This window comes from Serratia sp. CY44782 (genome assembly GCF_052168715.1).
GTDB lineage: Bacteria > Pseudomonadota > Gammaproteobacteria > Enterobacterales > Enterobacteriaceae > Serratia > Serratia nevei.
On sequence record NZ_JBJNME010000001.1, the window covers coordinates 376,507 to 396,311 of the forward strand.

The 19,805-nt window shown below is 61.6% G+C and carries 17 protein-coding genes and 1 tRNA gene; 10 read left to right on the forward strand and 8 right to left on the reverse strand.

All coding sequences use genetic code 11. From position 1 onward, the window contains the following. Positions 1 to 239: 239 nt before the first annotated feature. Entirely contained in the window at positions 240 to 1,643 is a 1,404-nt protein-coding gene (locus tag ACJ8HT_RS01800; RefSeq protein ID WP_197652475.1) for a coniferyl aldehyde dehydrogenase, read from the reverse strand. A gap of 220 nt (positions 1,644 to 1,863) precedes the next feature. On the opposite strand from ACJ8HT_RS01800, the gene ACJ8HT_RS01805 reads away from it, so the two are divergent. From ACJ8HT_RS01805 to ACJ8HT_RS01815, 3 genes are all read left to right on the forward strand, one after another. Continuing rightward, positions 1,864 to 2,694: an alpha/beta fold hydrolase gene (locus tag ACJ8HT_RS01805; RefSeq protein WP_038877959.1), complete on the forward strand. Its 831-nt coding sequence runs from the start codon at positions 1,864 to 1,866 to the stop codon at positions 2,692 to 2,694. Between the two features lie 122 nt (positions 2,695 to 2,816). Then, positions 2,817 to 3,692 (forward strand): glyoxalase III HchA, encoded by an 876-nt coding sequence (gene hchA / locus ACJ8HT_RS01810; protein ID WP_197652477.1) that lies wholly within the window; start codon positions 2,817 to 2,819, stop codon positions 3,690 to 3,692. Continuing rightward, positions 3,689 to 4,417, forward strand: a complete 729-nt coding sequence (locus ACJ8HT_RS01815; RefSeq protein ID WP_089186172.1) for a PA1136 family autoinducer-binding transcriptional regulator — start codon at positions 3,689 to 3,691, stop codon at positions 4,415 to 4,417. The genes hchA and ACJ8HT_RS01815 overlap by 4 nt, the downstream gene beginning before the upstream one ends. Here ACJ8HT_RS01815 and ACJ8HT_RS01820 read toward each other — a convergent pair. Then, positions 4,414 to 5,304 carry a LysR substrate-binding domain-containing protein gene (locus tag ACJ8HT_RS01820; RefSeq protein WP_197652479.1) on the reverse strand — a complete coding sequence of 297 codons (891 nt, stop codon included), beginning with the start codon at positions 5,302 to 5,304 and terminating at the stop codon, positions 4,414 to 4,416. The genes ACJ8HT_RS01815 and ACJ8HT_RS01820 overlap by 4 nt on opposite strands. A 128-nt stretch (positions 5,305 to 5,432) precedes the next feature. On the opposite strand from ACJ8HT_RS01820, the gene ACJ8HT_RS01825 reads away from it, so the two are divergent. Beyond that, a complete protein-coding gene (locus tag ACJ8HT_RS01825; RefSeq protein ID WP_197652480.1) occupies positions 5,433 to 6,011 on the forward strand; it encodes a hypothetical protein in 579 nt (192 codons plus the stop codon). A 50-nt stretch (positions 6,012 to 6,061) separates the two neighbouring features. On the opposite strand, the gene ACJ8HT_RS01830 is transcribed toward ACJ8HT_RS01825, so the two are convergent. Continuing rightward, positions 6,062 to 7,768, reverse strand: coding sequence for a hemolysin (locus ACJ8HT_RS01830; RefSeq protein WP_197652481.1), 1,707 nt, complete (start codon positions 7,766 to 7,768; stop codon positions 6,062 to 6,064). A gap of 685 nt (positions 7,769 to 8,453) precedes the next feature. Between ACJ8HT_RS01830 and ACJ8HT_RS01835 the strand changes: the two genes are divergently transcribed. Then, a complete protein-coding gene (locus ACJ8HT_RS01835; RefSeq protein WP_071883825.1) occupies positions 8,454 to 8,828 on the forward strand; it encodes a cell envelope integrity TolA C-terminal domain-containing protein in 375 nt (124 codons plus the stop codon). A gap of 181 nt (positions 8,829 to 9,009) precedes the next feature. Here the strand turns inward: ACJ8HT_RS01835 and ACJ8HT_RS01840 are convergent, their stop codons facing one another. Both ACJ8HT_RS01840 and ACJ8HT_RS01845 read right to left on the reverse strand, forming a co-directional pair. Continuing rightward, positions 9,010 to 9,498, reverse strand: coding sequence for a GNAT family N-acetyltransferase (locus tag ACJ8HT_RS01840; RefSeq protein ID WP_197652483.1), 489 nt, complete (start codon positions 9,496 to 9,498; stop codon positions 9,010 to 9,012). A 179-nt stretch (positions 9,499 to 9,677) separates the two neighbouring features. Continuing rightward, the gene (locus tag ACJ8HT_RS01845) at positions 9,678 to 10,598 is read right to left on the reverse strand and encodes an AraC family transcriptional regulator (RefSeq protein WP_197652485.1); all 921 of its coding nucleotides are present in this window, start codon (positions 10,596 to 10,598) and stop codon (positions 9,678 to 9,680) included. A gap of 105 nt (positions 10,599 to 10,703) precedes the next feature. On the opposite strand from ACJ8HT_RS01845, the gene ACJ8HT_RS01850 reads away from it, so the two are divergent. Next, positions 10,704 to 11,537: an oxidoreductase gene (locus ACJ8HT_RS01850; protein ID WP_197652688.1), complete on the forward strand. Its 834-nt coding sequence runs from the start codon at positions 10,704 to 10,706 to the stop codon at positions 11,535 to 11,537. 96 nt (positions 11,538 to 11,633) lie between these two features. Here the strand turns inward: ACJ8HT_RS01850 and ACJ8HT_RS01855 are convergent. The 3 genes from ACJ8HT_RS01855 to dpiA form a co-directional block, all read right to left on the reverse strand. Further along, positions 11,634 to 11,709: transfer RNA gene (locus ACJ8HT_RS01855), tRNA-Asn, on the reverse strand. A 114-nt stretch (positions 11,710 to 11,823) separates the two neighbouring features. Further along, complete coding sequence (locus ACJ8HT_RS01860; RefSeq protein ID WP_197652487.1) at positions 11,824 to 14,913, reverse strand: beta-galactosidase; 3,090 nt, start codon at positions 14,911 to 14,913, stop codon at positions 11,824 to 11,826. Between the two features lie 102 nt (positions 14,914 to 15,015). Next, positions 15,016 to 15,702 carry a two-component response regulator DpiA gene (gene dpiA / locus ACJ8HT_RS01865; protein ID WP_021505854.1) on the reverse strand — a complete coding sequence of 229 codons (687 nt, stop codon included), beginning with the start codon at positions 15,700 to 15,702 and terminating at the stop codon, positions 15,016 to 15,018. Positions 15,703 to 16,015: 313 nt separating this feature from the next. On the opposite strand from dpiA, the gene citC reads away from it, so the two are divergent. Genes citC through citF form a run of 4 tightly spaced genes read left to right on the forward strand, consistent with a single transcriptional unit; the run spans position 16,016 to position 19,803 of the window. Next, positions 16,016 to 17,086: a [citrate (pro-3S)-lyase] ligase gene (citC, locus tag ACJ8HT_RS01870; protein ID WP_004940809.1), complete on the forward strand. Its 1,071-nt coding sequence runs from the start codon at positions 16,016 to 16,018 to the stop codon at positions 17,084 to 17,086. Beyond that, positions 17,086 to 17,394, forward strand: coding sequence for a citrate lyase acyl carrier protein (gene citD / locus ACJ8HT_RS01875; protein WP_019452464.1), 309 nt, complete (start codon positions 17,086 to 17,088; stop codon positions 17,392 to 17,394). Before citC ends, citD begins: the two co-directional genes overlap by 1 nt. Continuing rightward, entirely contained in the window at positions 17,378 to 18,298 is a 921-nt protein-coding gene (citE, locus tag ACJ8HT_RS01880; RefSeq protein WP_016927085.1) for a citrate (pro-3S)-lyase subunit beta, read from the forward strand. The genes citD and citE overlap by 17 nt, the downstream gene beginning before the upstream one ends. After that, complete coding sequence (citF, locus tag ACJ8HT_RS01885) at positions 18,298 to 19,803, forward strand: citrate lyase subunit alpha (protein ID WP_004940815.1); 1,506 nt, start codon at positions 18,298 to 18,300, stop codon at positions 19,801 to 19,803. Before citE ends, citF begins: the two co-directional genes overlap by 1 nt. The last annotated feature ends 2 nt before the right edge of the window (positions 19,804 to 19,805 follow it).

Below are 19,805 nucleotides of genomic sequence, written 5' to 3' on the forward strand. Positions count from 1 at the left end.
AAAGGTGCTCCAGCCGCCGGGCGTGGAGCGGTTAACAAGGCATGCGGGTCAGGCTTGCGTCGGGTGTTGCGCTAAATAACTGAACTCAATGGAATCACATCGCCCCGGCCGCTAACGGGCAAAGGGTGACTCATGGCTAAGCTTAGTCAGCGGCGGCGGAGAGATAAAATAGGAATGAGTGAATATTGCGATAGCTTGCGGCGATTCATGGCTGTGTTATTGATAGCCAGCACGCCGCCTTATCGGCGCCGCAGCATCACCTTGAGCACCGCGTCTGCCAGCTTGCCGAACGGTGCGCGCAGCAGATCGGTGAAGTGCCAGCGGCTTTGGATGAAGACGCCCTTGGCGTGGCTCAACGCCCGGAATCCTTCAATGCCGTGATAGGCCCCCATGCCGCTGGGGCCGATGCCGCCGAACGGCAGATCGTCCTGGGCAAAATGCAGCAGGGTGGCGTTGACGCTGACGTTGCCGGAGGTGGTGCGCGCCAGCAGCCTGTCCTGCAGCGTGCCGCCTGGGCCAAAGTAGTACAGCGCCAGCGGGCGCGGCCCGGCGTTGATAACGTCGATCGCTTCATCAAAGGCGGTGTAGGTGCGTATCGGCAGCAGCGGCCCGAAGATCTCCTCTTGCATGATCCGGCTGTCGTCGGGGGCGCCGACGATCAGCGTGGGGGCGAGGGTTTTCGGCCGTTCCGCCGCCGAGTCCGGGCGGTGGCCCACCGGAACGATCCGCGCGCCGCGCGCCTGGGCGTCGGCGAGCAGATCCTGCAAACGGTGGTAGTGCCTGTCGTTGATGATGGTGCCGTAGTCATGGCTCGTCGGCCCGTTGGGGTAAAACGCTTTGACCGCCGCGTCGTAGAGCGCGATGAAGTTTTCCACATCGTCCTGATGGATCAACAGGTAATCGGGTGCGATGCAGGTTTGGCCCGCGTTCGACAGCTTACCGAACGCCAGGCTGTTAACGGTTCTGGCGGTGAGTGCGCCGGGCGCCACGACGGCGGGGCTTTTGCCGCCCAGCTCGAGCGTCAAGGGCACCAGATTTTTACCGGCCGCCTGCATGATCTGGCGGCCGATCGCCGTGCTGCCGGTGAACACCAGGTGATCGAACGCCAGTGTGCTGAACCCGGCCCCGACGTCCGGCCCGCCGGTCACCACCGCGACCTCATCGGCGGGAAACAGCGCCGCCACCATCGTTTCGATGAGTTGGCTGGTGCGCGGCGTGAGCTCCGAAGGTTTCAGCATCACGCGGTTGCCGGCGGCCAGGGCGGTAGCCAGCGGGATGAAGGTCAACGAGAAGGGATAGTTCCACGGCGCCATGACGCCAATCACGCCTTTAGGTTGGTATTGCACGTAGGCGCGCCCGGCCTGGTACGGCAGGGCGACGTGGCGGCGTTCCGGCTGCATAAAGCGCTTCAGGTGGCGCAGCAGATAATCGATCGCCTGCACGGTGACCAGGATCTCCAGAATTTCGGTTTCGTAAGGCGAGCGGTGGCCGAAGTCCGCGCTGACGGCCGCCGTCAGCGCACCGCGCTGGGCCAAAATGGCGCTCCGCAGGCGGCGCAGGGCGGTTTTGCGCTGAGCGATCGTCGGTGCGCCGTCGCGCAGGAAGGCGTGACGCTGGGCGGCAAGCCGTTGCTCCATCGTCATGAGGATGTCATCTCCCTGCACTTGAATTCTCCTGATGCCGAGTGAAAGCGGGAATGCGGTTTGCCGAATCGTGTTTGACCTTAAAGTGAGCTTTAAACCTATACTCGTTAAACGATCAACGCAAGATCGTCGGCCAACCGGGATGAGGGAGCCAGAGATCCCGGCGCCGCGCGCAGTATAAACCTTCTTTTTTAACCATAGTGTAAATGGGAGAAACGACATGGGTTACGTAACAACCAGCGATGGCGTCGAGATTTTCTACAAGGATTGGGGCCCCAAAAACGGCAAGGTTATCTACTTCCACCACGGCTGGCCGCTGTCCAGCGACGACTGGGATGCCCAGATGCTGTTCTTCGTGAACAAAGGGTTCCGCGTGGTGGCGCACGATCGCCGCGGCCACGGCCGCTCCAGCCAGGTGTCGGAAGGGCACGACATGGACCACTACGCCGATGACGTCGCCGCGGTGGTAAAACACCTGGGCGTGCAGGGCGCGATGCATGTGGGCCACTCGACGGGCGGCGGCGAAGTGGTGCGCTATATTGTGCGCCACGGCGAGGACAAGGTGTCCAAAGCGGTGCTGATCAGCGCGGTGCCGCCGCTGATGGTAAAAACCGACGCCAATCCGCAGGGCACCCCCAAAGCGGTGTTCGATGATTTCCAGGCGCAGCTGGCCGCCAACCGGGCACAGTTCTATTACGACGTGCCCGCCGGCCCGTTCTACGGCTATAACCGCCCGGGCGCCAAACCCTCTGAGGCGATTATCTGGAACTGGTGGCGCCAGGGCATGATGGGCGGCGCCAAGGCGCACTACGACGGCATTGTCGCCTTCTCGCAGACCGATTTCACCGAGGATCTCAAGAAGATTGCCATTCCGGTGCTGGTGATCCACGGCGACGACGATCAGGTGGTGCCTTATCAGGACTCCGGCGTGCTGTCGGCCAAGCTGGTGCAGAACGGCACGCTCCATACCTATAAGGGCGCGCCGCACGGCATCCCGACCACCCATGCCGATCAGGTCAACGCCGATCTGCTGGCGTTCGTGAACAGCTAACCCTATCCGCCCGGGCGGAGTCTCCACCGCCTGGGCGATGCTTGAGGGATATCCCTCATTGCGGCCCCGCCGGCGGTTATTTAAGCTGAAAGGGCAACGTAACGGTGAATATGGAGATAATCATGACTGATTCAGTGTCCAACGATCGTAATCCCACCCCGGATGTGGCGGAAGACAACGCGTTCTTCCCATCGCCTTACTCCCTCAGCCAGTACACCTCGTCCAAAACCGACTTCACGGGCGCCAGCTACCCGAACGCCTATCGCGGCGGTAAGTGGAAGGTGCTGATGATCGCCTCGCAAGAGCGCTACCTGCTGATGCAAAACGGCAAGTTCTTCTCTACCGGCAACCACCCGGTCGAGATGCTGTTGCCGATGTACCACCTGGATCTGGCCGGTTTCGAGATCGACATCGCCACGCCGTCCGGCGATCCGGTGAAGCTGGAGATGTGGGCGTTCCCGCAGGAAGATGAAGCGGTCAAGGCCACCTACGAGAAGTACCGCAGCCAACTCAAGCAGCCGAAAAAGCTGACGGAGGTGGTGAAGGATCTGGATGGCGGCAACTACCTCGGCGTTTTCATCCCCGGCGGCCACGGCGTGCTGAATGATATTCCGTTCAGCGAAGAGGTGAAAAAGACCCTGCACTGGGCGCACGACAACGATCGCTACGTGATTTCGCTGTGCCACGGGCCGGCGGGCCTGCTGGCGGCGGGCATCGGCGAGCGCAAAGAGGATTTCCTCTATCGCGGCTATGAGATGTGCGTGTTCCCGGACTCGCTCGATACCGGCGCCAACATCGACATCGGCTACATCCCCGGCCCGATGCCCTGGCTGGTGGGCGAACGCCTGCGCGAGCGGGGCGTCAAGATCGTCAACGGCGACATCACCGGCAAGGTGCATAAAGATCGGCGCCTGCTGACCGGCGACAGCCCGCTGGCCTCCAACAACCTCGGCAAGCTGGCAGCGGAGACGCTGTTGGCCGACGTCGCCGCGCGATGAGCGACGAGATCGCGCAGCGCGCTTTCCAGACGGCGCTGGCGATGGACCACGAGCGAACCCTGTCCGCCATTCAGGGGCGAGTTCGCGCCTTTGCCGCGCCGTTCGGCTTCGATCGCTTTGTGCTGTTTTCCGCTTCCGCCGCGGCGGAGGCGGGGATCGAGCATATCTATTGGGTCGAGGGCGACTGGTTCGGCGACGGCGAGGCCGTCGATGCCCTGACCTACGTGCGGCACTGCCCGGTGACCCGGCACATGCTGCGGGTCAGCGAGCCGTTTTTCTGGACCAAGACCCGGGCGCAGCAGGGTGAACGCTACCGGATTGTGCGCACGCCGCGCGGCGCGGGCCTGCACGGCGTGCAGATCCCGGTGTTCGGCCCGGCCGGTTTGGAGGGCGCCGTCAGCCTGGGGGGCGAGCGCATCGACGCTTCGCCGCCGGTGCGGCTGGCGCTGTCGCTGGTGGGCACGGCGGCCTTTCAGGCGGCGCGGCGGCTGTTCGCACCGGCGGCCGGCGAGGGAGAGGGCCGGCTGTCGGCGCGCGAGCGCGAGGTGCTGAGCTGGACCGCCATCGGCCGGCGGCAGGCGGATATCGCCGCGATGCTCGGCCTGTCTGAACGCACGGTGGAAAACCACCTGCGCCGCATTCGCCAACGCCTTGGCGCCGCCACCACCGCGCAGGCGATCGGCGTGGCGATCCGCCTGGGGGAGATCGCCCCCGAGCGCCGTTAGCCTGCTGTCATTTGCCGCAGCAACCATTCGCGCAGCGCAATGATATCGGGGCGCTGCGCGGTTTCTTCGGTGGTCACCAGGTAATAGTTGGCGCCGGGTAACGACATCTCGAACGGCGCGGCCAGCACGCCGCGCTGCAACAAATCGCGCGCCAGCAGCCGGCTGGCGATCACCACCCCTTGGCCCGCCACCGCCGCCTGCAGCGCATGCGTCTCGTCGCTGAAGGTCAGCCCGGCTTCCACGTTCAACCCTTCCGGCCCGTAGCGCCGCCGCCAGTTTTCCCAGGTCGGCGCGTCGGCGGGCACCTGCCGATGCTCCACGTGAAACAGCGTCACCCGCTGCAAATCTTCGATGCGCTCCAGCGCCAGCGCCGGGCTGGCCACCACGATAAAGCGATCCTCATGCAGCAGGGTGCAGTGCAGATCGCTTTCCGGCGTTTCGCGGTAGCGAATGGCGACGTCCACGGTGCGCTGGTTGAGATCGACCCGCTCGACGCTGGTGTGCAGGCGCAGATCGATGGCGGGAAACTCCGCCTTGAAATCCGCCAGGCGCGGCACCAGCCAGTGGGTGAGAAAATTGGAGGTGGTGGTGACGGTCAGCGCCGGCGGCTGCTGGGCGCGCGTGATTTGGGCGACGGACTGCTCCAGCGCCGCAAAGGCGCGCTGGGTGCCGGCATACAGGATCTCGCCGGTCTCGGTCAGGCTGACGCCCTGCGCGCTGCGCTCGCACACCCGGCATTCCAGCACCGATTCCAGCAGCCTGATCTGGTGGCTGACCGCCGTCGCGCTGACGCCCAGCTCCTCGGCGGCCAGCTTGAAGCTGCGGCAGCCGGCCACGGCGTGGAAGGCGCGCAGCGCGCCCAGCGGCGGCAAACGGGGTTTTTTCATGGCTGAGTTATTCTCATCTAAGGCTGAAAACTATGAGTTTGTCTGAACGATTATACAAGAGATAGGCTAGCGATATGTGAACAGGGGAATGAATTAATTTCATCATTTCCACATGTCGGGAGTGAACGATGAGCCTCTATATCAACATCAACAACGGCGCCCTGGGCGCCATGGAACACACGGGAACGGCGGCGAGCGCCCTGGCGCTCAGCGTGCCGGTCGCGGCGGGCGCCTTGCTGCTGAAGACCGAAAGCTTGCTGAACATCGGCGCAACGCTGATGCTGCTAACGGCATTGGCGCTGGCGTTTCTCGGCGGCGCCGCGCTGGCCCGCTGGCAGCCGCTGCGGAAGCGGCCTGCGCTGGCTGTGCTCCGCTACGGTTTTTTGCTGGCGGCGGCGGGGTGGCTATTGACGCTGCTGATGCTGTTCGGCGGCCATGATTGGCCGGCCCTGCTGGCGGGCATCGCCCTCGGCGGCCTGGGGCAGGGCGTGGCCTACCGCACGGCGGTGGGGGAGAAAGCGGCGTTCGCCGTGGCGTGCCGGCTGGCGATGGTGGTGAGCATCGTGGCCGTGGTGGTTGCCGCGTTGCTGATTCAAACCTACGCCGCACCGGGCGCGAGAGGAAGCTGTTTCGCGCTGGCGTTGCTGGTCGATCTGGCGCTGTTGGGGGCGTTGATGGCGCGGGTTGCGGAGCGGGATGGGGCCTGAGCCGTCGTGCTGAAGGTAAACAGCCCGCCGGTAAACCCGACGGGCTTCGCTTAGGCGGCCGCGAGCTCTTGCGGTGTAACGGTTTGCAAGCCGACGAGCTGAATGGCCGGCTGCTCCAGCGTGATGCCGAAGTCGCCTTGCGCCCAATTGTAGATATTGACGACGTGCTGATTGAGCGCGCTTTCACCCTGCATGAATATCGACAGATCCTGCGTATGGGTTTGCGCGTTGTAGTTCAGTGAGAAGCTGCTGTTTGAGCCTTCGGCGCCGAAGGCCAGCAGGTGGTTATCGATAGACAGGGAAGAGGCCTGTAAAAAGCCCAGCTCGAAGCTGTCGTCGATGTAGATATTGTGAGTCTGCTTTACGGGAATATTCAGCAGGCTGTTGGGGAAGGGCACATCGTTGGACAGCATGCTCAGGTTCACGCCGAGATAATCCTGCGGCGCGCTTTCACCCGGCGCAGTGGTATAGCCGTGCTCGAAGCGAATCTCGCTGGAGCCTTTGCCCAGGTTGACCTCCAGGCCGTTGGCCGGCGTCAGCACCCGATCGTTAAAGGTGACGTTATCCTTAAAGTCCGTCAGCTTTACCGCCTCGATGTTGTACAGCCCGTCCTTAAAGCCATACAGCCCGATGCCGTTTTTCTCGATCACCCCGCGCCCGCCATAGCTGCCCTGGGCGTCAAACTTCAGGTTTACCCCGTGCGACAGGCTGGAATAATCGACCGTATCATGGCCGCTGCCGCCGTCGATGACCGTCCAGCCGTAGTTGCCGGCGTTGTTTTGCCAGCCGCGCGGCACGCTGATGGTGTCGTCGCCGCTGCCGGTGTTAACGGCGATATTGCCGAACGCCAGCGTGAAATCGTCGTCATACAGCGTACCGACGCGGTACAGATTCGGCGTGGACAGCACGTCGGCAATGTCGTTGAAAATCGCCGAGCCGATATCCAGCTTGCCGGGAATGAGGCTGCCGCCGCCGGTCACGCTGCTGCCGTAGGATTCGGTGTAGAAATCACGCGCCGCTTCGGCGGCGAGGCGGATGGTCTCGTGGCCAATGCCGAGGGTGGTTAAATAGGTGGGCACTTCGCCCGCCAGCAGCGTTTCAACCACGTAGCTGAGGTTTTTCATCTGCATGGAGACCTGCGCCGCCGCAATCAAATCATAGGTGCCGCTTTCGACCTTAAAAGGCGAGGTGTCGTTGGTGGCCACCCATTCGGTAAAGAACGAGGTGTCGCCTAAATAAGAGAACAGCGTGGTGCCGGCCCAGGGTGAATAGTTGGAGGCGCCGGTCGAGGAGGCATCGGTGAACACCTCGGACGCCGCCGCTCCCGCGTCGATCAGGCCGACCTCGTGAATGTCCGGCACTTTGGCGCTGGTTGGCGGGGCATCCGGCAGCGGCGCGTTGGGATCGCTGCTCAGATCGACGCCAAACAGCGTCTTGGCGAAGTTCTTGGCGATGTTGTCGGAGGCATTCTGGATGCGCGTTTCCCAGTCATCGGGCACATGCCCGGTGCGCAGCTCATACTGCAGCTTGGTTTGGTCGCGAATGTAATGGGCAAACGCCCCCTGATTCGAGTTCACGCCATAGGCGCCTTTGATCCAGGTATACACCGCGATATCCACGCCCTGAATAGGTTGGTTGGCATGGTTGGGATCGGTGAGCGCATCGACGGAGGCGGCATACACGGCCGGCCAATCGCCGGCTTTGGCGGCCTCCCAAATCGCTTGCAGTTTTTCTCGGTCGGTAATGACGTAAGCCATATAAACACTCCTTGTTGCTGAGAGATTGCTGTGAAATTCAACATGATGAATGGAGGCGCGCGATGGAATAAACCGAAACCCGTACAGCCAGAAACGCGCATGCCGCGAGCCGCAGCGAACGATGGGCGGCAGGCGCCCATAGCGAAAGGATAGACGCTACTTGCCGAGTGCGAACAATTCGCTTATCGATTGTTTTTACAGGATTATTGCTGTAAATCGGCGGGTTAACCCGCGTATTGGCGTCAGGAAGGGATATCTGTCAGCTGGGTTAGGAATCTTCTTAGATAAAAGAGTGGGTTTCGCTGGTGGGGGTTGGCCAAGCGTTGGCGTTATGGTGGTGGTTGTGGCTGCCGCTTTGCGGATTCACACCGAAGGCAACGCAGGGGGGCGCTCCAACGCTGCTGGGGTGTGGAATGGGGTGAGGAAATGCCGGAGTGGGGACTCTGGCGGTCGGTTTTGTGCCAGGAGCGGACGTATAAACTGCTTGTACTAATTATTAGGTAATAAATTGCAGTCTCTTCCCCGCTTCTACATATTCAGAAAGATCATTCGAAACATCTAGTTGATGTAGATAATTAGTGGTTGAAAGGTGCCAGGAATGACGGAAGAATAGGCCTATATTGCTGAGTTTAAATGGGTTGAGGGGCAAAAAGTGGGCTCGCCTGAAACAGTAAAGAAAATCGTTATGCTGGCCATTTTGGCTAGTCTTACTGCGGGTTGCGCACCGTTACATCCTTCCGGCTGTCATAAGACCACGGCAACGGGTAGTTGCAGTTCAGGACGTTGGGATGATCAGGATGAATGGGGCGTGCAAGCGAGGGCAATCAGGGCGGCAATAAATGCTGAACTTGATGAGCCGCAAAACTGGAAGGGGAAAAAATGCAGGTTGCATATTGAATTTGCTCAGGATGGCACGGCTTTAAACGTATCAACCAGCAATGGCAATACAGCCTATTGCGAAGCGATAAAGTCAGCAGCCCATAAAGCCAAATTTCCAGCCTTCAACAATCCAGAAGTCTATAGAGATTTTCAAAAATCGGGCTTCGATATGCGCGGTTAGCCCGATAATAGCCCTTTCAGTACCCGCTACTCGCTCAAAGCAGGCCCAATGACCACGTAGCCTGTCCGTTGCGTGCCAGAAGCGGACATTGATGATGTGAAGATATATAGTGGTAGATTGCCTATCGATAGTTGATATTACCCGAGATTGTCTCCGAAAATTATGATTAACGGATTGCTGATCAGTTGGATCCTAGCAAAAGACTCATATCAAAACCAGTTATCCGAAAACCAAACTCTTTATATAATTTCAAAGCCCTTTGATTGTCCGGTGACACTCTGAGTTCCACCTCATATGCGCCCTGTTGAGTCAGTTCATTCAGGAATGCACGGATAAAATCCCGACCCATTCCCTTACCCTGAAATTCTGGGAGAAGCATTATATCTGACAAAAAGGCTGAGTTATCTTCCAGGCTGAACCACAGATATCCCGCAGCCTGACTGTCATGTTCATAAGTTCTAAAATGGTTATTTTGAGTATTGATACCCGCTGGCAAGGCTGCTTTAAATGATTTAGACGCCTCTATCTGGGCTTTTTTACGACTGTACCGATGATTTGCCATCAGGTCTTCAACATAGTCATTTAAAGAGAGGCTCCCCCAGAGGTCAAACTCGTCGTCATGCATGGGTCTATAAATTGATTTGGGGATTTTTGACTGTTTTGTTTTCAATTTACTGTCTCATTCTTAATAGCAACGTAACGCATACTTAGTACTACTCTACCGAATTATCCGCCGATTCAGCATGATAAAATTATATCATATAGCGTTGTCCACGGAACGTAATTTTGCTGACGCCGAAGTCTGCATTTCGCTCATAGCGGACTATCGTTCGCCTGACCAAATAAGCCTCAGTGCGATGAAACAAATACCGAGGCAGGCTGCGCGGGCGGAATGGCGAAGTGATGCTGCATACGCTTTATCTCCTCTGCCGGTGGCAGGCCAAACAGACGCTTGAATTCGCGGTTAAATTGCGATGGGCTTTCATAGCCAACGGCGTAACTCGCGGCGGCGGCGGTGATTTGTCGGCGTACCATCAGCATCCGTGCCTGGTGCAGGCGTACCGATTTCACATACTGCATCGGCGGCATCTGCGTTATCGCCTTGAAATGGCTATGAAAGGTCGGCACGCTCATGCCGGCCCTCATCGCCAGCTGCGTCAGCGTTAACGGCTCCGCGTAAGCGGCATGGATGTGCTGCAGCGCTTTACCGATTTTGCCAAACTGGCCCTGCAAGGCCAGCGCGGCACGCATTGCGTTGCCCTGTGCGCCTGTCAGCACGCGGAAGTAGAGCTCACGCACCCGCGCCGGGCCGAGGATCGCCGCCTCAAGCGGGTTGGTCAGGACGTCAAGTAAGCGAAGTACGGCCATTTCTACCGCGCCGTCCATGGGGCTCGACATCATGCTTTGCGGCGCGACGGGAGGATGCGGGAAGCCATGCTGTTCAATCTGCAGCATCAGTTCCGCGGCAAGCTGAAAATCCAGATGCATATAAATCGCCAGCAGCGGATGTGCTGCCGACGCGTCGGTTTCCATCACAAACGGCACCGGCACCGAAACCGCCAGGTAGTGCTGCTCATCATATAAATAGGTCTGTTGACCGAAATAGCCGCGTTTGCTGCCCTGGCAGACGATCACGATCCCCGGATCGTAAAGCACCGGCGTTCTGGCAAGCGGGCGATCGGAACGCAAAATTCGCACATCAGGTAGGGCAGTGAGGTTGTATCCCTCTTGCACCGCAAGTCTATTCATCAGGGCAATCATGTCGGACATCCCACCACCTCATAAAATCAGGCAAGAAAAAGAGAAGATACGGCCTAAAAATGCGGCAGAGTAGAGAATACCATGCAACCTTCATGGTTCATGGGAGTTCTTTTTATGGCATCTGCAAAAACGATTTTAATCACCGGCGTCAGCAGTGGCTTTGGCCAGGCGCTGGCGCGGGAAGCCCTCGCCGTAGGGCATCGGGTTGTAGGGACGGTGCGCAACAGCGGAGCACTGCAGGCTTTCGGCGAGCTCGATACGCAGCGGGCTTTTGGCTATCTGCTTGATGTCACGGACGTTGAGCGTATTGATGAGGTGGTTGGAGAGATAGAGTCCGCCGTCGGCCCGATAGATGTGCTGGTGAACAATGCCGGTTACGGCCACGAAGGCATTCTGGAAGAATCACCGCTTGCAGAGCTGCGCCGCCAGTTTGAGGTCAATGTGTTTGGCGCGGTGGCGATGCTCAAAGCCGTACTACCGGGCATGCGCCAGCGCCGTCGCGGTCACATTATCAATATCACCTCAATGGGCAGTTTCATTACCTTGCCCGGTATCAGCTATTACTGCGGCAGCAAATTTGCACTGGAAGGGATATCAGAAACCTTAAGTAAAGAGCTTGCCCCGTTCAACCTACATGTGACCGCCGTGGCGCCGGGCTCGTTTCGAACGGACTGGGCCGGGCGTTCAATGGTACGCAGCCCTCGCTGTCTCCCGGACTATGACGCGTTATTTGAACCTGTTCGTCAGGCGCGTCAGGAAAAAAGCGGCAAGCAACTGGGCGATCCCGTGAAGGCGGCTCACGCCATGCTGGCATTGATCGAGAGCCGGAATCCACCCACGCATCTGTTGTTAGGCAGTGACGCATTAAGTTTGGTGCGGCAAAAGCTCGAGGCGTTAGGCAAGGAAATTGAACAATGGGAGAAACTTACCCGTTCAACGGATGGCTGAACGGTTTCGGGTAGGGAGAGTGCAGGGGATCATCGATGATGACCGCCCAACAGCAAAAAGCCCGCTCAGGTTTCCCTGAGCGGGCTTCTCTAAATATGGCTCCTCTGACTGGACTCGAACCAGTGACATACGGATTAACAGTCCGCCGTTCTACCGACTGAACTACAGAGGAATCGTTTGAACGGGGCGAATAATAGCGAGGCGCCGTCGGCATGTCAAAGGCGGATTACACATTCTGTGACTGTTTGCTTACAGAATGCGCAACCCGTTGAGTTTTTTGGCAGATTTAGCTCTCTGGCGCCCGCTGCAGGCGCAGCTGATAGCGGTAAACGCCGGCGGTGAGCTGGTAATCCCGGTGCACGCTCGGGCTCCAGGAATCGTCGCCGCCCACCCCCATGTGGAAGCCGTCCAGATGCAGCCAGGTGCCTGCTTCCGGCTGCAGCAGATGCTGGTGGCTGCAGGCCATCAGCTGTGGCAGGCCGTAGCGGCTGAGCGAGAAGTGGAAGCGGCCGTCGATGCGCCAGCCGCCGTAGCGCAGGCTGCGGGTGTCGCAGCGCAGGCCGTTCTCGCCGGGGAAAATATACGGCGTGTGCAGATCTGCCAGCGGCAGGCGCCAGCGCCCGTGCTGCGCGGCCAGGCGGCGATCCGGGTAGTTCTCGTGCGGGCCCAGGCCCAGCCATTCCGCCTGCGGTTGCACCGTCGCCAGTTGGCAGTGCAGGCCGATGCGCGCCGGCGGCGGCAGAGTATCGGCCACCTCGACCTCCACGCTCACGCTCACCGCGCCCAGCGCGTCGAACAGCCACTGTTTGCGGCTAAGCAGCAAAATCTGCCCGTCCACGCCGAACTGGTGTTCGCTCACCACCCGCACGCCGTTTTGCAGCGCATCGGCCTGCAGCCGCGTGCAGCGCTCCTCCAGCCGGTACAGACCCGCCAGCTTCCAGCGTTCGACCCAGGCGTTGGGATCGATATGGTCCGCCTCGCTGACGCCGATGTCGTTATCGATCGGCGCGCGCGCAAAGCCGTCGCGCAGCGGCGTCAGCAGCTGCGGCTGCTCATTCTGCCACCACTGCGTCAGGTGGCCGCTGCTGCGCTCGAAGCGCCAGCGCTGGTCGCCGTGGGTGAGGGTCAGCCCCTGATCGTCTTCAATCAGCGTGGGCGGCACGCCCTGCGGCGGCGGCGGCGCGGGATGCAGCGCGCGCGGCACCCGCCACTGATCCCAGGCGCAGCGGTGGTGCGCTTCGGACCAGTCGGTGGCCTGCGGCTGCACCACCTCCACGTTCAGCCACAGCTCGCCGGGCTGGTGCAGCATCGGCAGGCGATCGAGCAGGGTGAAGCTAGCGCTGCCCTGCGGCGGCAGCGCCAGATCGAAGCTGCCGCTGGCGCGCTCCACGCCGTCCAGCTCCAGCCGCCAGTTGAGCTGCTCGTTGTCGGTGTGGCGGAACAGGTAATCGCTGGTGACGGTCAGCGTCAGCGAGGCGGCGTCGAAGGCGAAGCGGAACAGCTGCTGCGCCCGCTGCGCTTCGAACAGCGCCGGGTGCGGGGTGCGATCCGCGAACACCAGCCCGTTCAGGCAGAACTGGCGATCGTTGGGGGTATCGCCGAAGTCGCCGCCGTAGGCCCAGTACTCTTCGCCCTGGGCGTCGCGCCTGATCAGCGCCTGATCGACCCAGTCCCAGACAAAGCCGCCCTGCAGGCGCGGATAGTGGTGGAACGCGCGCCAGTAACGCTCAAAGCCGCCGAAGCTGTTGCCCATCGCATGGGCGTATTCGCACAGGATCAGCGGCCGCTGTTCCTCCGGCAGGCCGATCCACTTGCCGAGCGCCCATTTGGGCACCGCCGGGAAGGGCTGATCCTGATCCACCCGCGCATACATCGGGCAGATGATGTCGGTGGCGGCGGTGTCGGCGCCGCCGCCTTCATATTGCACCGGGCGGGTCGGATCCTGGCTTTTTACCCAGCGGTACAGCGCATCGTGGTTCACGCCGTGGCCGGACTCGTTGCCCAGCGACCAGATAATGATGCAGGGGTGGTTGCGATCGCGCTGCACCATGCGGGTAGCGCGCTCGCTCATCGCCGGCAGCCACAGCGGATCGTCAGCCAGGCGGTTCATCGGCTGCATGCCGTGGGTCTCGATATTGGCTTCGTCCACCACGTACAGCCCATAGCGGTCGCACAGCCGATACCACAGCGGGTGGTTGGGATAGTGCGAGCAGCGCACCGCGTTGAAGTTGTGCTGCTTCATCAGCAGGATGTCGTGGCGCATCGTCGCCTCGTCCATCACCTGGCCGTGGCGCGGATGATGCTCGTGGCGGTTAACGCCGCGGATCAGCAGCGGCTGCCCGTTGAGCTTCAGCAACCCGCCGCTGATTTCTACCTGGCGGAATCCGACGTCATAGGCCTCCACCTCGATAATCTCCCCCTCAGGTGAGAGCAGGGCGACGGTAGCGCGATACAGCGCGGGCGTTTCGGCGCTCCACAGCGCCGGGCGTTCCACCGGCAGGCGCAGCGTGACGCGATCGTCATAGGCGCCGCGCTCGTCCACGATCTCGCTGCCGAGCGGTTGGGTGCGTTCGGCCACCCGCGCGCCATCGCGCCACAGCTGAACCTGCACCTGCAGCGGGCCGGGCCGGCTGGCGCGCGCCGTCACCACCAGTTCGCCGCGGGTAAAGCGGTCATGCAGCGGCGTGGTGATGCGCACATCGCTCAGGTGCGCGGCGGGTTTGTGCAGCAGGCTGACGTCGCGGAAGATGCCGCTCATGCGCCACATGTCCTGATCTTCGAGATAGCTGCCGTCGCACCAGCGCAGCACCATCACCGCCAGCCGGTTTTCTCCCGGCTGCAGCCACGGGCTGAGATCGAACTCCGCCGGCAGGCGACTGTCCTGCGAATAGCCGACCCAGTGGCCGTTGCACCACAAATAGAACGCCGAGTTGACGCCGTCGAAGATGACGCGCGTCTGGCCGGCGGCCAGCCAAGCCGGATCGACGCTGAAGGTGCGCGAGTAGCAGCCGGTTGGGTTGTCTTCCGGCACGCGCGGCGGATCGACCGGGAACGGGTAGCGCACGTTGGTATAGATCGGCGCATCGTAGCCGGCGAGCTGCCAGTTGCCCGGCACCGCCAGCGGGGCGGCGTCCGGCAGATCCTGCTGCAGCCAGCCTTCCGGCGCCCCCTCTGGGCGCGGGAAATAGCTGAAGCGCCACTCGCCGTTCAGCGACCTGTGGCTGGCGCTGGGGGCATCGTCGCGCGCGTCTTCCACCGTGCGCCAGCTGGCGAACGGCGGGTGGGCGTCCAGCCGGCGGTAGTGGGTGCAGGCCGGGTTTTGCCAGTCACGGCGGGCGAGGATCTCGGTCAGGGAAGCAAGGGGCGCAGCGGGCATCGGCGATCGTCCAGTCGGCTAGGTGATGTTCACCAAGATGCTGACCGGCGCATAAAAAGTAAAGCGGTTACACGCAACCTTGCAAGGGCGATCAAATAACCGTTAATGCGGTTCGCCGGCGCGGTAGATCCGCTGTGGGCGGCCGACCTTGCCGTAAATGATCTCGGCGCGCAGCTGCTGCGCGGCGGTGCAAAACTCCAGATAACGGCGCGCGGTGGTGCGGCTGAGCCCCATTTTTTGCGCAACGCTTTCAGCGGTGTGGCGCGCGGCGGGTTCGGCAAACAGCGCGCGGACCTTGCCCAGCGTCAGCTCGTCGATGCCTGCGGGCAGCGCCGCCTGCTGTTCGCCGCGGGCGTAGGTGTTGAACATCTCGTCGATGCGGCGCTGGTTGAGGCGCGCTTTGTCCTTCAGCGCTTCGCGGCGCTGGCTGAAGCGCTGCAGGGTCTGGCTCAGCCGGTCATAGGCCAGCGGTTTGATCAGGTAGTCGAACACGCCGTAACGCAACGCCTCGGCCACGGTGGCCATGTCGCTGGCGGCGGTGATGAACACGATGCCGCCGCGATACCCGCTCAGCGTCAGTTCGCGCAGCAGGGTGATTCCCTGGCCGTCGGGCAGAAAGTTGTCCAGCAGGATCAGGTCCGGCTTGAAGCGCTCGGTCATGGCGCGCGCCTGCGCCAGGGTGCCGGCCAGCCAAATCTGGCGGCAGCCGCCGTTCTGGCGGATAAACTCCGCGTGCATTTCCGCCAGCGGCGTTTCGTCTTCAACGATCAGGATGTTCAGCCATTCCATAATGAAACCTACTATTGCAATCAAGATGCTAAATGAATGTAAGTAAATTGCGGCGCTAAATAAAGATTATCTCAATAATAAACACCATAAGATTAATTAAGCAAATAAAGAACATTAAATAACTTATTAACCGGAATCGGTTTGTGAAATAGGTCAATAATCGGCGTTTTTTTTCTGTTTACCATTGATTTATCGAACGCGAAACGGCGTTTATCTCCATGGTTTTTAAGGTTTTAATTACCCTTGTTGATGTTAATTAAAATGCCTTTTTGTATTTAATTTGTTGTTTGCCAGTTAACCCAGAGAGCGTGTTATGTTAGGCGATGCCGTATTTAATCGGGTAAAGCGATCGGATCATAAAGCGATTTCGGAAATAAGCGCCTTCTTGCGCAGTAACGATCTGAATATCGACACCACGGTTGAAATATTTATTACCGTTACCCAGCACGACAAATTGGTCGCCTGCGGCGGCATCGCCGACAATATTATCAAATGCGTCGCCATCAGCCCGCTGATGCGCGGCGAAGGGTTGGCGCTGGCGCTGGCGACCGAGCTGGTGAACCTGGCCTACGAGCGCCACCACACTCAGCTGTTTATCTACACCAAGGTGCAGAACGAGCCGCTGTTCCGCCAATGCGGTTTCTACCCGATCGCCACCGTGCCGGGCATCGTGGTGCTGATGGAAAACAGCCCGTGCCGCCTGAAGCGCTACGCCGCTCAGCTGGCGAGCCAGCGCCGGCCGGGCGACACCATCGGCAGCATCGTGATGAACGCCAACCCCTTCACCCGCGGGCATCAGTATCTGGTGCGTCAGGCGGCCAAACGCTGCGACTGGCTGCACCTGTTTTTAGTGAAGGAAAACACCTCGCGCTTCAGCTATGAAGACCGCCGCCGGCTGGTGCTGGCCGGCACCGCCGATATCCCCAACCTCACGGTACACGAAGGCTCGCAGTACGTGATCTCGCGCGCCACCTTCCCCTGTTACTTCATCAAGGATCAGGGCGTGGCCGACGACTGTTACACCGAAATCGATCTGAAGATCTTCCGCCAGTATCTGGCGCCCGCGCTGGGCATTACCCACCGCTTCGTCGGCAACGAGCCGTTCTGCGCGGTGACCGCGAAATACAACCGCGACATGCGCTACTGGCTGGAAACGCCGGCGCTGCCCAGTCCGCCGATCGCGCTGGTGGAAATCGAGCGTTTGCAATATCAGGGCACGGCGATCTCCGCCTCCTGGGTGCGCAAGCTGCTGGCGGCGGGGGACTTCCACGCCGCCGCGCCGCTGGTGCCGCCGGACACCCTGTACTACCTGCAGGATCTGCAAACGCAGCGCCGGGCCAAGGCGGCCCCGCATCCTTTTGAGTCCGCACAATCAGGTGAATGATGAAAATTATCCGAGAAGCAATGGCCGGCACGCTGGAATCCAGCGATGTCATGGTGCGCATCGCGCCCGCCGAGGGGCCGCAGCACGATCTGTTGATCGCCAGCAGCGTGGAAAAACAGTTCGGCGCGGCGATCCGCCACACCCTGCTGGAGGTGCTGCAGCGCTATGAGGTGGAGCCGGTGCAGGTGATCGTCGACGACAAGGGGGCGCTGGACTGCGTGCTGCGCGCCCGGCTGGAAACCGCGCTGATGCGCGCCTGCGAGGGCGGCCAGCTGCCGTGGGAGGCGAAAGATGAAAACGCTGAATAAAACCCGGCTGCGCCGCAGCATGCTATTCGTCCCCGGCGCCAACGCGGCGATGGTCAGCAACGCCTTTATCTACCAGGCCGATGCGCTGATGTTCGATCTGGAAGACTCGGTGATCCTGCGTGAAAAAGACGCGGCGCGCCGGCTGGTGTACCACGCGCTGCAGCACCCGCTGTACCAGGAGGTGGAAACCATCGTGCGCGTCAATGCGCTCGACTCCGCCTACGGCCTGGCGGACCTGCAGGCGGTGGTGCGCGGCGGCGCGGACATCGTGCGCCTGCCGAAGACCGACAGCGCGCAGGACGTTGTCGACATGGAACGCGAGATTGCCGCCATCGAAGCGGCCTGCGGGCGGCCGGTCGGCAGCACCGGGCTGCTGGCGGCGATCGAATCGGCGCAGGGCATCACCAACGCGGTGGCGATCGCGCATGCTTCGCCGCGGCTTATCGGCATCGCGCTGGGGGCGGAAGACTACGTGCGCAACCTGCGCACCGAGCGCTCGCCGGAAGGCATCGAGCTGCTGTTCGCTCGTTGTTCGCTGCTGCAGGCGGCGCGCGCCGCCGGCATTCAGGCGTTCGACACCGTCTATTCCGACGCCAATAACGAAGCCGGCTTCCTGCAGGAAGCGGCGCTGATCAAACAGCTCGGCTTCGACGGCAAATCGCTGATCAACCCGCGCCAGATTGAGCTGCTGCACAACCTGTACGCGCCGACCGCCAAAGAGGTGGCGCACGCGCAGCGGGTGGTGGACGCCGCCGAAGCGGCGGAGCGGGAAGGGCGCGGTGTGGTGTCGCTCAACGGAAAAATGGTCGACAGCCCGGTGATTGAACGCGCCCGGCTGGTGCTGGAGCGCGCCGCGCTGTCCGGCTTACGGGAAGAACCGGCGCAGCACGGGGAGGAAGCATGATGAACCGCCAACAACGATTGATGACCTTCGCCAACCCGGCGGATCTGCCGGGCTATCAGGACGTGTCCAAAGCCAATCTGCAGGCGCGCAAACCGCGCGATCTCAAGCTGTGCGACTCCTTGCAGGAAGCGGTGCGCCGCAGCGGACTGCAGGACGGCATGACCATTTCCTTCCACCATGCGTTTCGCGGTGGCGATTTGACACTCAATCAGGTGATGGAGACGCTGGCGGCGATGGGGTTCCGCAACCTGACGCTGGCGTCCAGCTCGCTGACCGACTGCCATGCGCCGCTGGTTGAGCATATCCGCCACGGTGTGGTGAGCCGCATTTACACCTCCGGGCTGCGCGGCCCGCTGGCGGACGCGGTTTCGCGCGGCCTGCTGGCGGAGCCGGTGCAAATTCACTCGCACGGCGGCCGGGTCAACCTGATCGAATCCGGCGAACTGAAGATAGACGTGGCCTTCCTCGGCGTGCCGGCCTGCGATGAGTTCGGCAACGCCAACGGCTACAGCGGTGAAGCCTGCTGCGGCTCGCTCGGCTATGCGCGGGTGGACGCCGAGGCGGCGGGCACCGTGGTGCTGCTGACCGAGCAGCTGGTGCCGTATCCGCATCATCCCGCCAGCCTGGCGCAGGATCGGGTGGATCTGATCGTGCAGCTGGAACGGGTGGGCGACGCCGACAAGATCGGCGCTGACGCCACGCGCATGACCTCGAACCCGCGCGAGCTGCTGATCGCCCGCCGCGCCGCCGAGGTGATCGCCGGTTCCGGCTACTTCACCGAAGGCTTCTCGCTGCAAACCGGCACCGGCGGCGCCTCGCTGGCGGTGACCCGGTTCCTGGAGGACAAGATGCGCGCCCGCGGCATTCGCGCCGCGTTCGCCCTCGGCGGCATCACCTCGACCATGGTGGATCTGCACGAGAAAGGGCTGATCGGCAAGCTGCTGGACGTGCAGAGCTTCGATCGGGCGGCGGCGACTTCGCTGGCGCGCAACCCGCGGCATATCGAAATTAGCGCCAACCAGTACGCCAACTTCAGCTCCAAGGGCGCCTCTGTTGATCGGCTCGACGTGGTGGTGCTGAGCGCGCTGGAAATCGACACCGGCTTCAACGTTAACGTGCTGACCGGCTCCGACGGCGTGCTGCGCGGCGCGTCCGGCGGCCACTGCGACACCGCCGCCGCCGCGCGGCTGGCGATCATCGTTGCGCCGTTGGTGCGCGGGCGCATCCCGACGCTGGTGGAGCAGGTGACTACCTGCGTCACGCCGGGCTCCAGCATCGACATTCTGGTGACCGACCACGGCATCGCCGTCAACCCGGCGCGGCCGGAGCTGGCGCAGCGTCTGCGGGAGGCCGGCCTCGAGGTGGTGAGCATCGACTGGCTGCGCGCCCGTGCGCTGCAGCTGACCGGCGAACCGCAGCCGATCGCCTTTACCGACAAGGTGGTGGCGGTGGTGCGCTACCGCGACGGCTCGGTGATCGACGTGGTGCATCAGGTGGCGGAGTAAGC

Excerpts from the sequence above, each read along its gene's own strand:
- ACJ8HT_RS01800 (WP_197652475.1), bottom strand. The coding sequence starts at position 1,643 with ATGACGATGGAGCAACGGCTTGCCGCCCAGCGTCACGCCTTCCTGCGC.
- ACJ8HT_RS01805 (WP_038877959.1), top strand. The coding sequence starts at position 1,864 with ATGGGTTACGTAACAACCAGCGATGGCGTCGAGATTTTCTACAAGGAT.
- hchA (WP_197652477.1), top strand. The coding sequence starts at position 2,817 with ATGACTGATTCAGTGTCCAACGATCGTAATCCCACCCCGGATGTGGCG.
- ACJ8HT_RS01815 (WP_089186172.1), top strand. The coding sequence starts at position 3,689 with ATGAGCGACGAGATCGCGCAGCGCGCTTTCCAGACGGCGCTGGCGATG.
- ACJ8HT_RS01820 (WP_197652479.1), bottom strand. The coding sequence starts at position 5,304 with ATGAAAAAACCCCGTTTGCCGCCGCTGGGCGCGCTGCGCGCCTTCCAC.
- ACJ8HT_RS01825 (WP_197652480.1), top strand. The coding sequence starts at position 5,433 with ATGAGCCTCTATATCAACATCAACAACGGCGCCCTGGGCGCCATGGAA.
- ACJ8HT_RS01830 (WP_197652481.1), bottom strand. The coding sequence starts at position 7,768 with ATGGCTTACGTCATTACCGACCGAGAAAAACTGCAAGCGATTTGGGAG.
- ACJ8HT_RS01835 (WP_071883825.1), top strand. The coding sequence starts at position 8,454 with ATGCTGGCCATTTTGGCTAGTCTTACTGCGGGTTGCGCACCGTTACAT.
- ACJ8HT_RS01845 (WP_197652485.1), bottom strand. The coding sequence starts at position 10,598 with ATGTCCGACATGATTGCCCTGATGAATAGACTTGCGGTGCAAGAGGGA.
- ACJ8HT_RS01850 (WP_197652688.1), top strand. The coding sequence starts at position 10,704 with ATGGCATCTGCAAAAACGATTTTAATCACCGGCGTCAGCAGTGGCTTT.
- ACJ8HT_RS01860 (WP_197652487.1), bottom strand. The coding sequence starts at position 14,913 with ATGCCCGCTGCGCCCCTTGCTTCCCTGACCGAGATCCTCGCCCGCCGT.
- dpiA (WP_021505854.1), bottom strand. The coding sequence starts at position 15,702 with ATGGAATGGCTGAACATCCTGATCGTTGAAGACGAAACGCCGCTGGCG.
- citC (WP_004940809.1), top strand. The coding sequence starts at position 16,016 with ATGTTAGGCGATGCCGTATTTAATCGGGTAAAGCGATCGGATCATAAA.
- citD (WP_019452464.1), top strand. The coding sequence starts at position 17,086 with ATGAAAATTATCCGAGAAGCAATGGCCGGCACGCTGGAATCCAGCGAT.
- citE (WP_016927085.1), top strand. The coding sequence starts at position 17,378 with ATGAAAACGCTGAATAAAACCCGGCTGCGCCGCAGCATGCTATTCGTC.
- citF (WP_004940815.1), top strand. The coding sequence starts at position 18,298 with ATGAACCGCCAACAACGATTGATGACCTTCGCCAACCCGGCGGATCTG.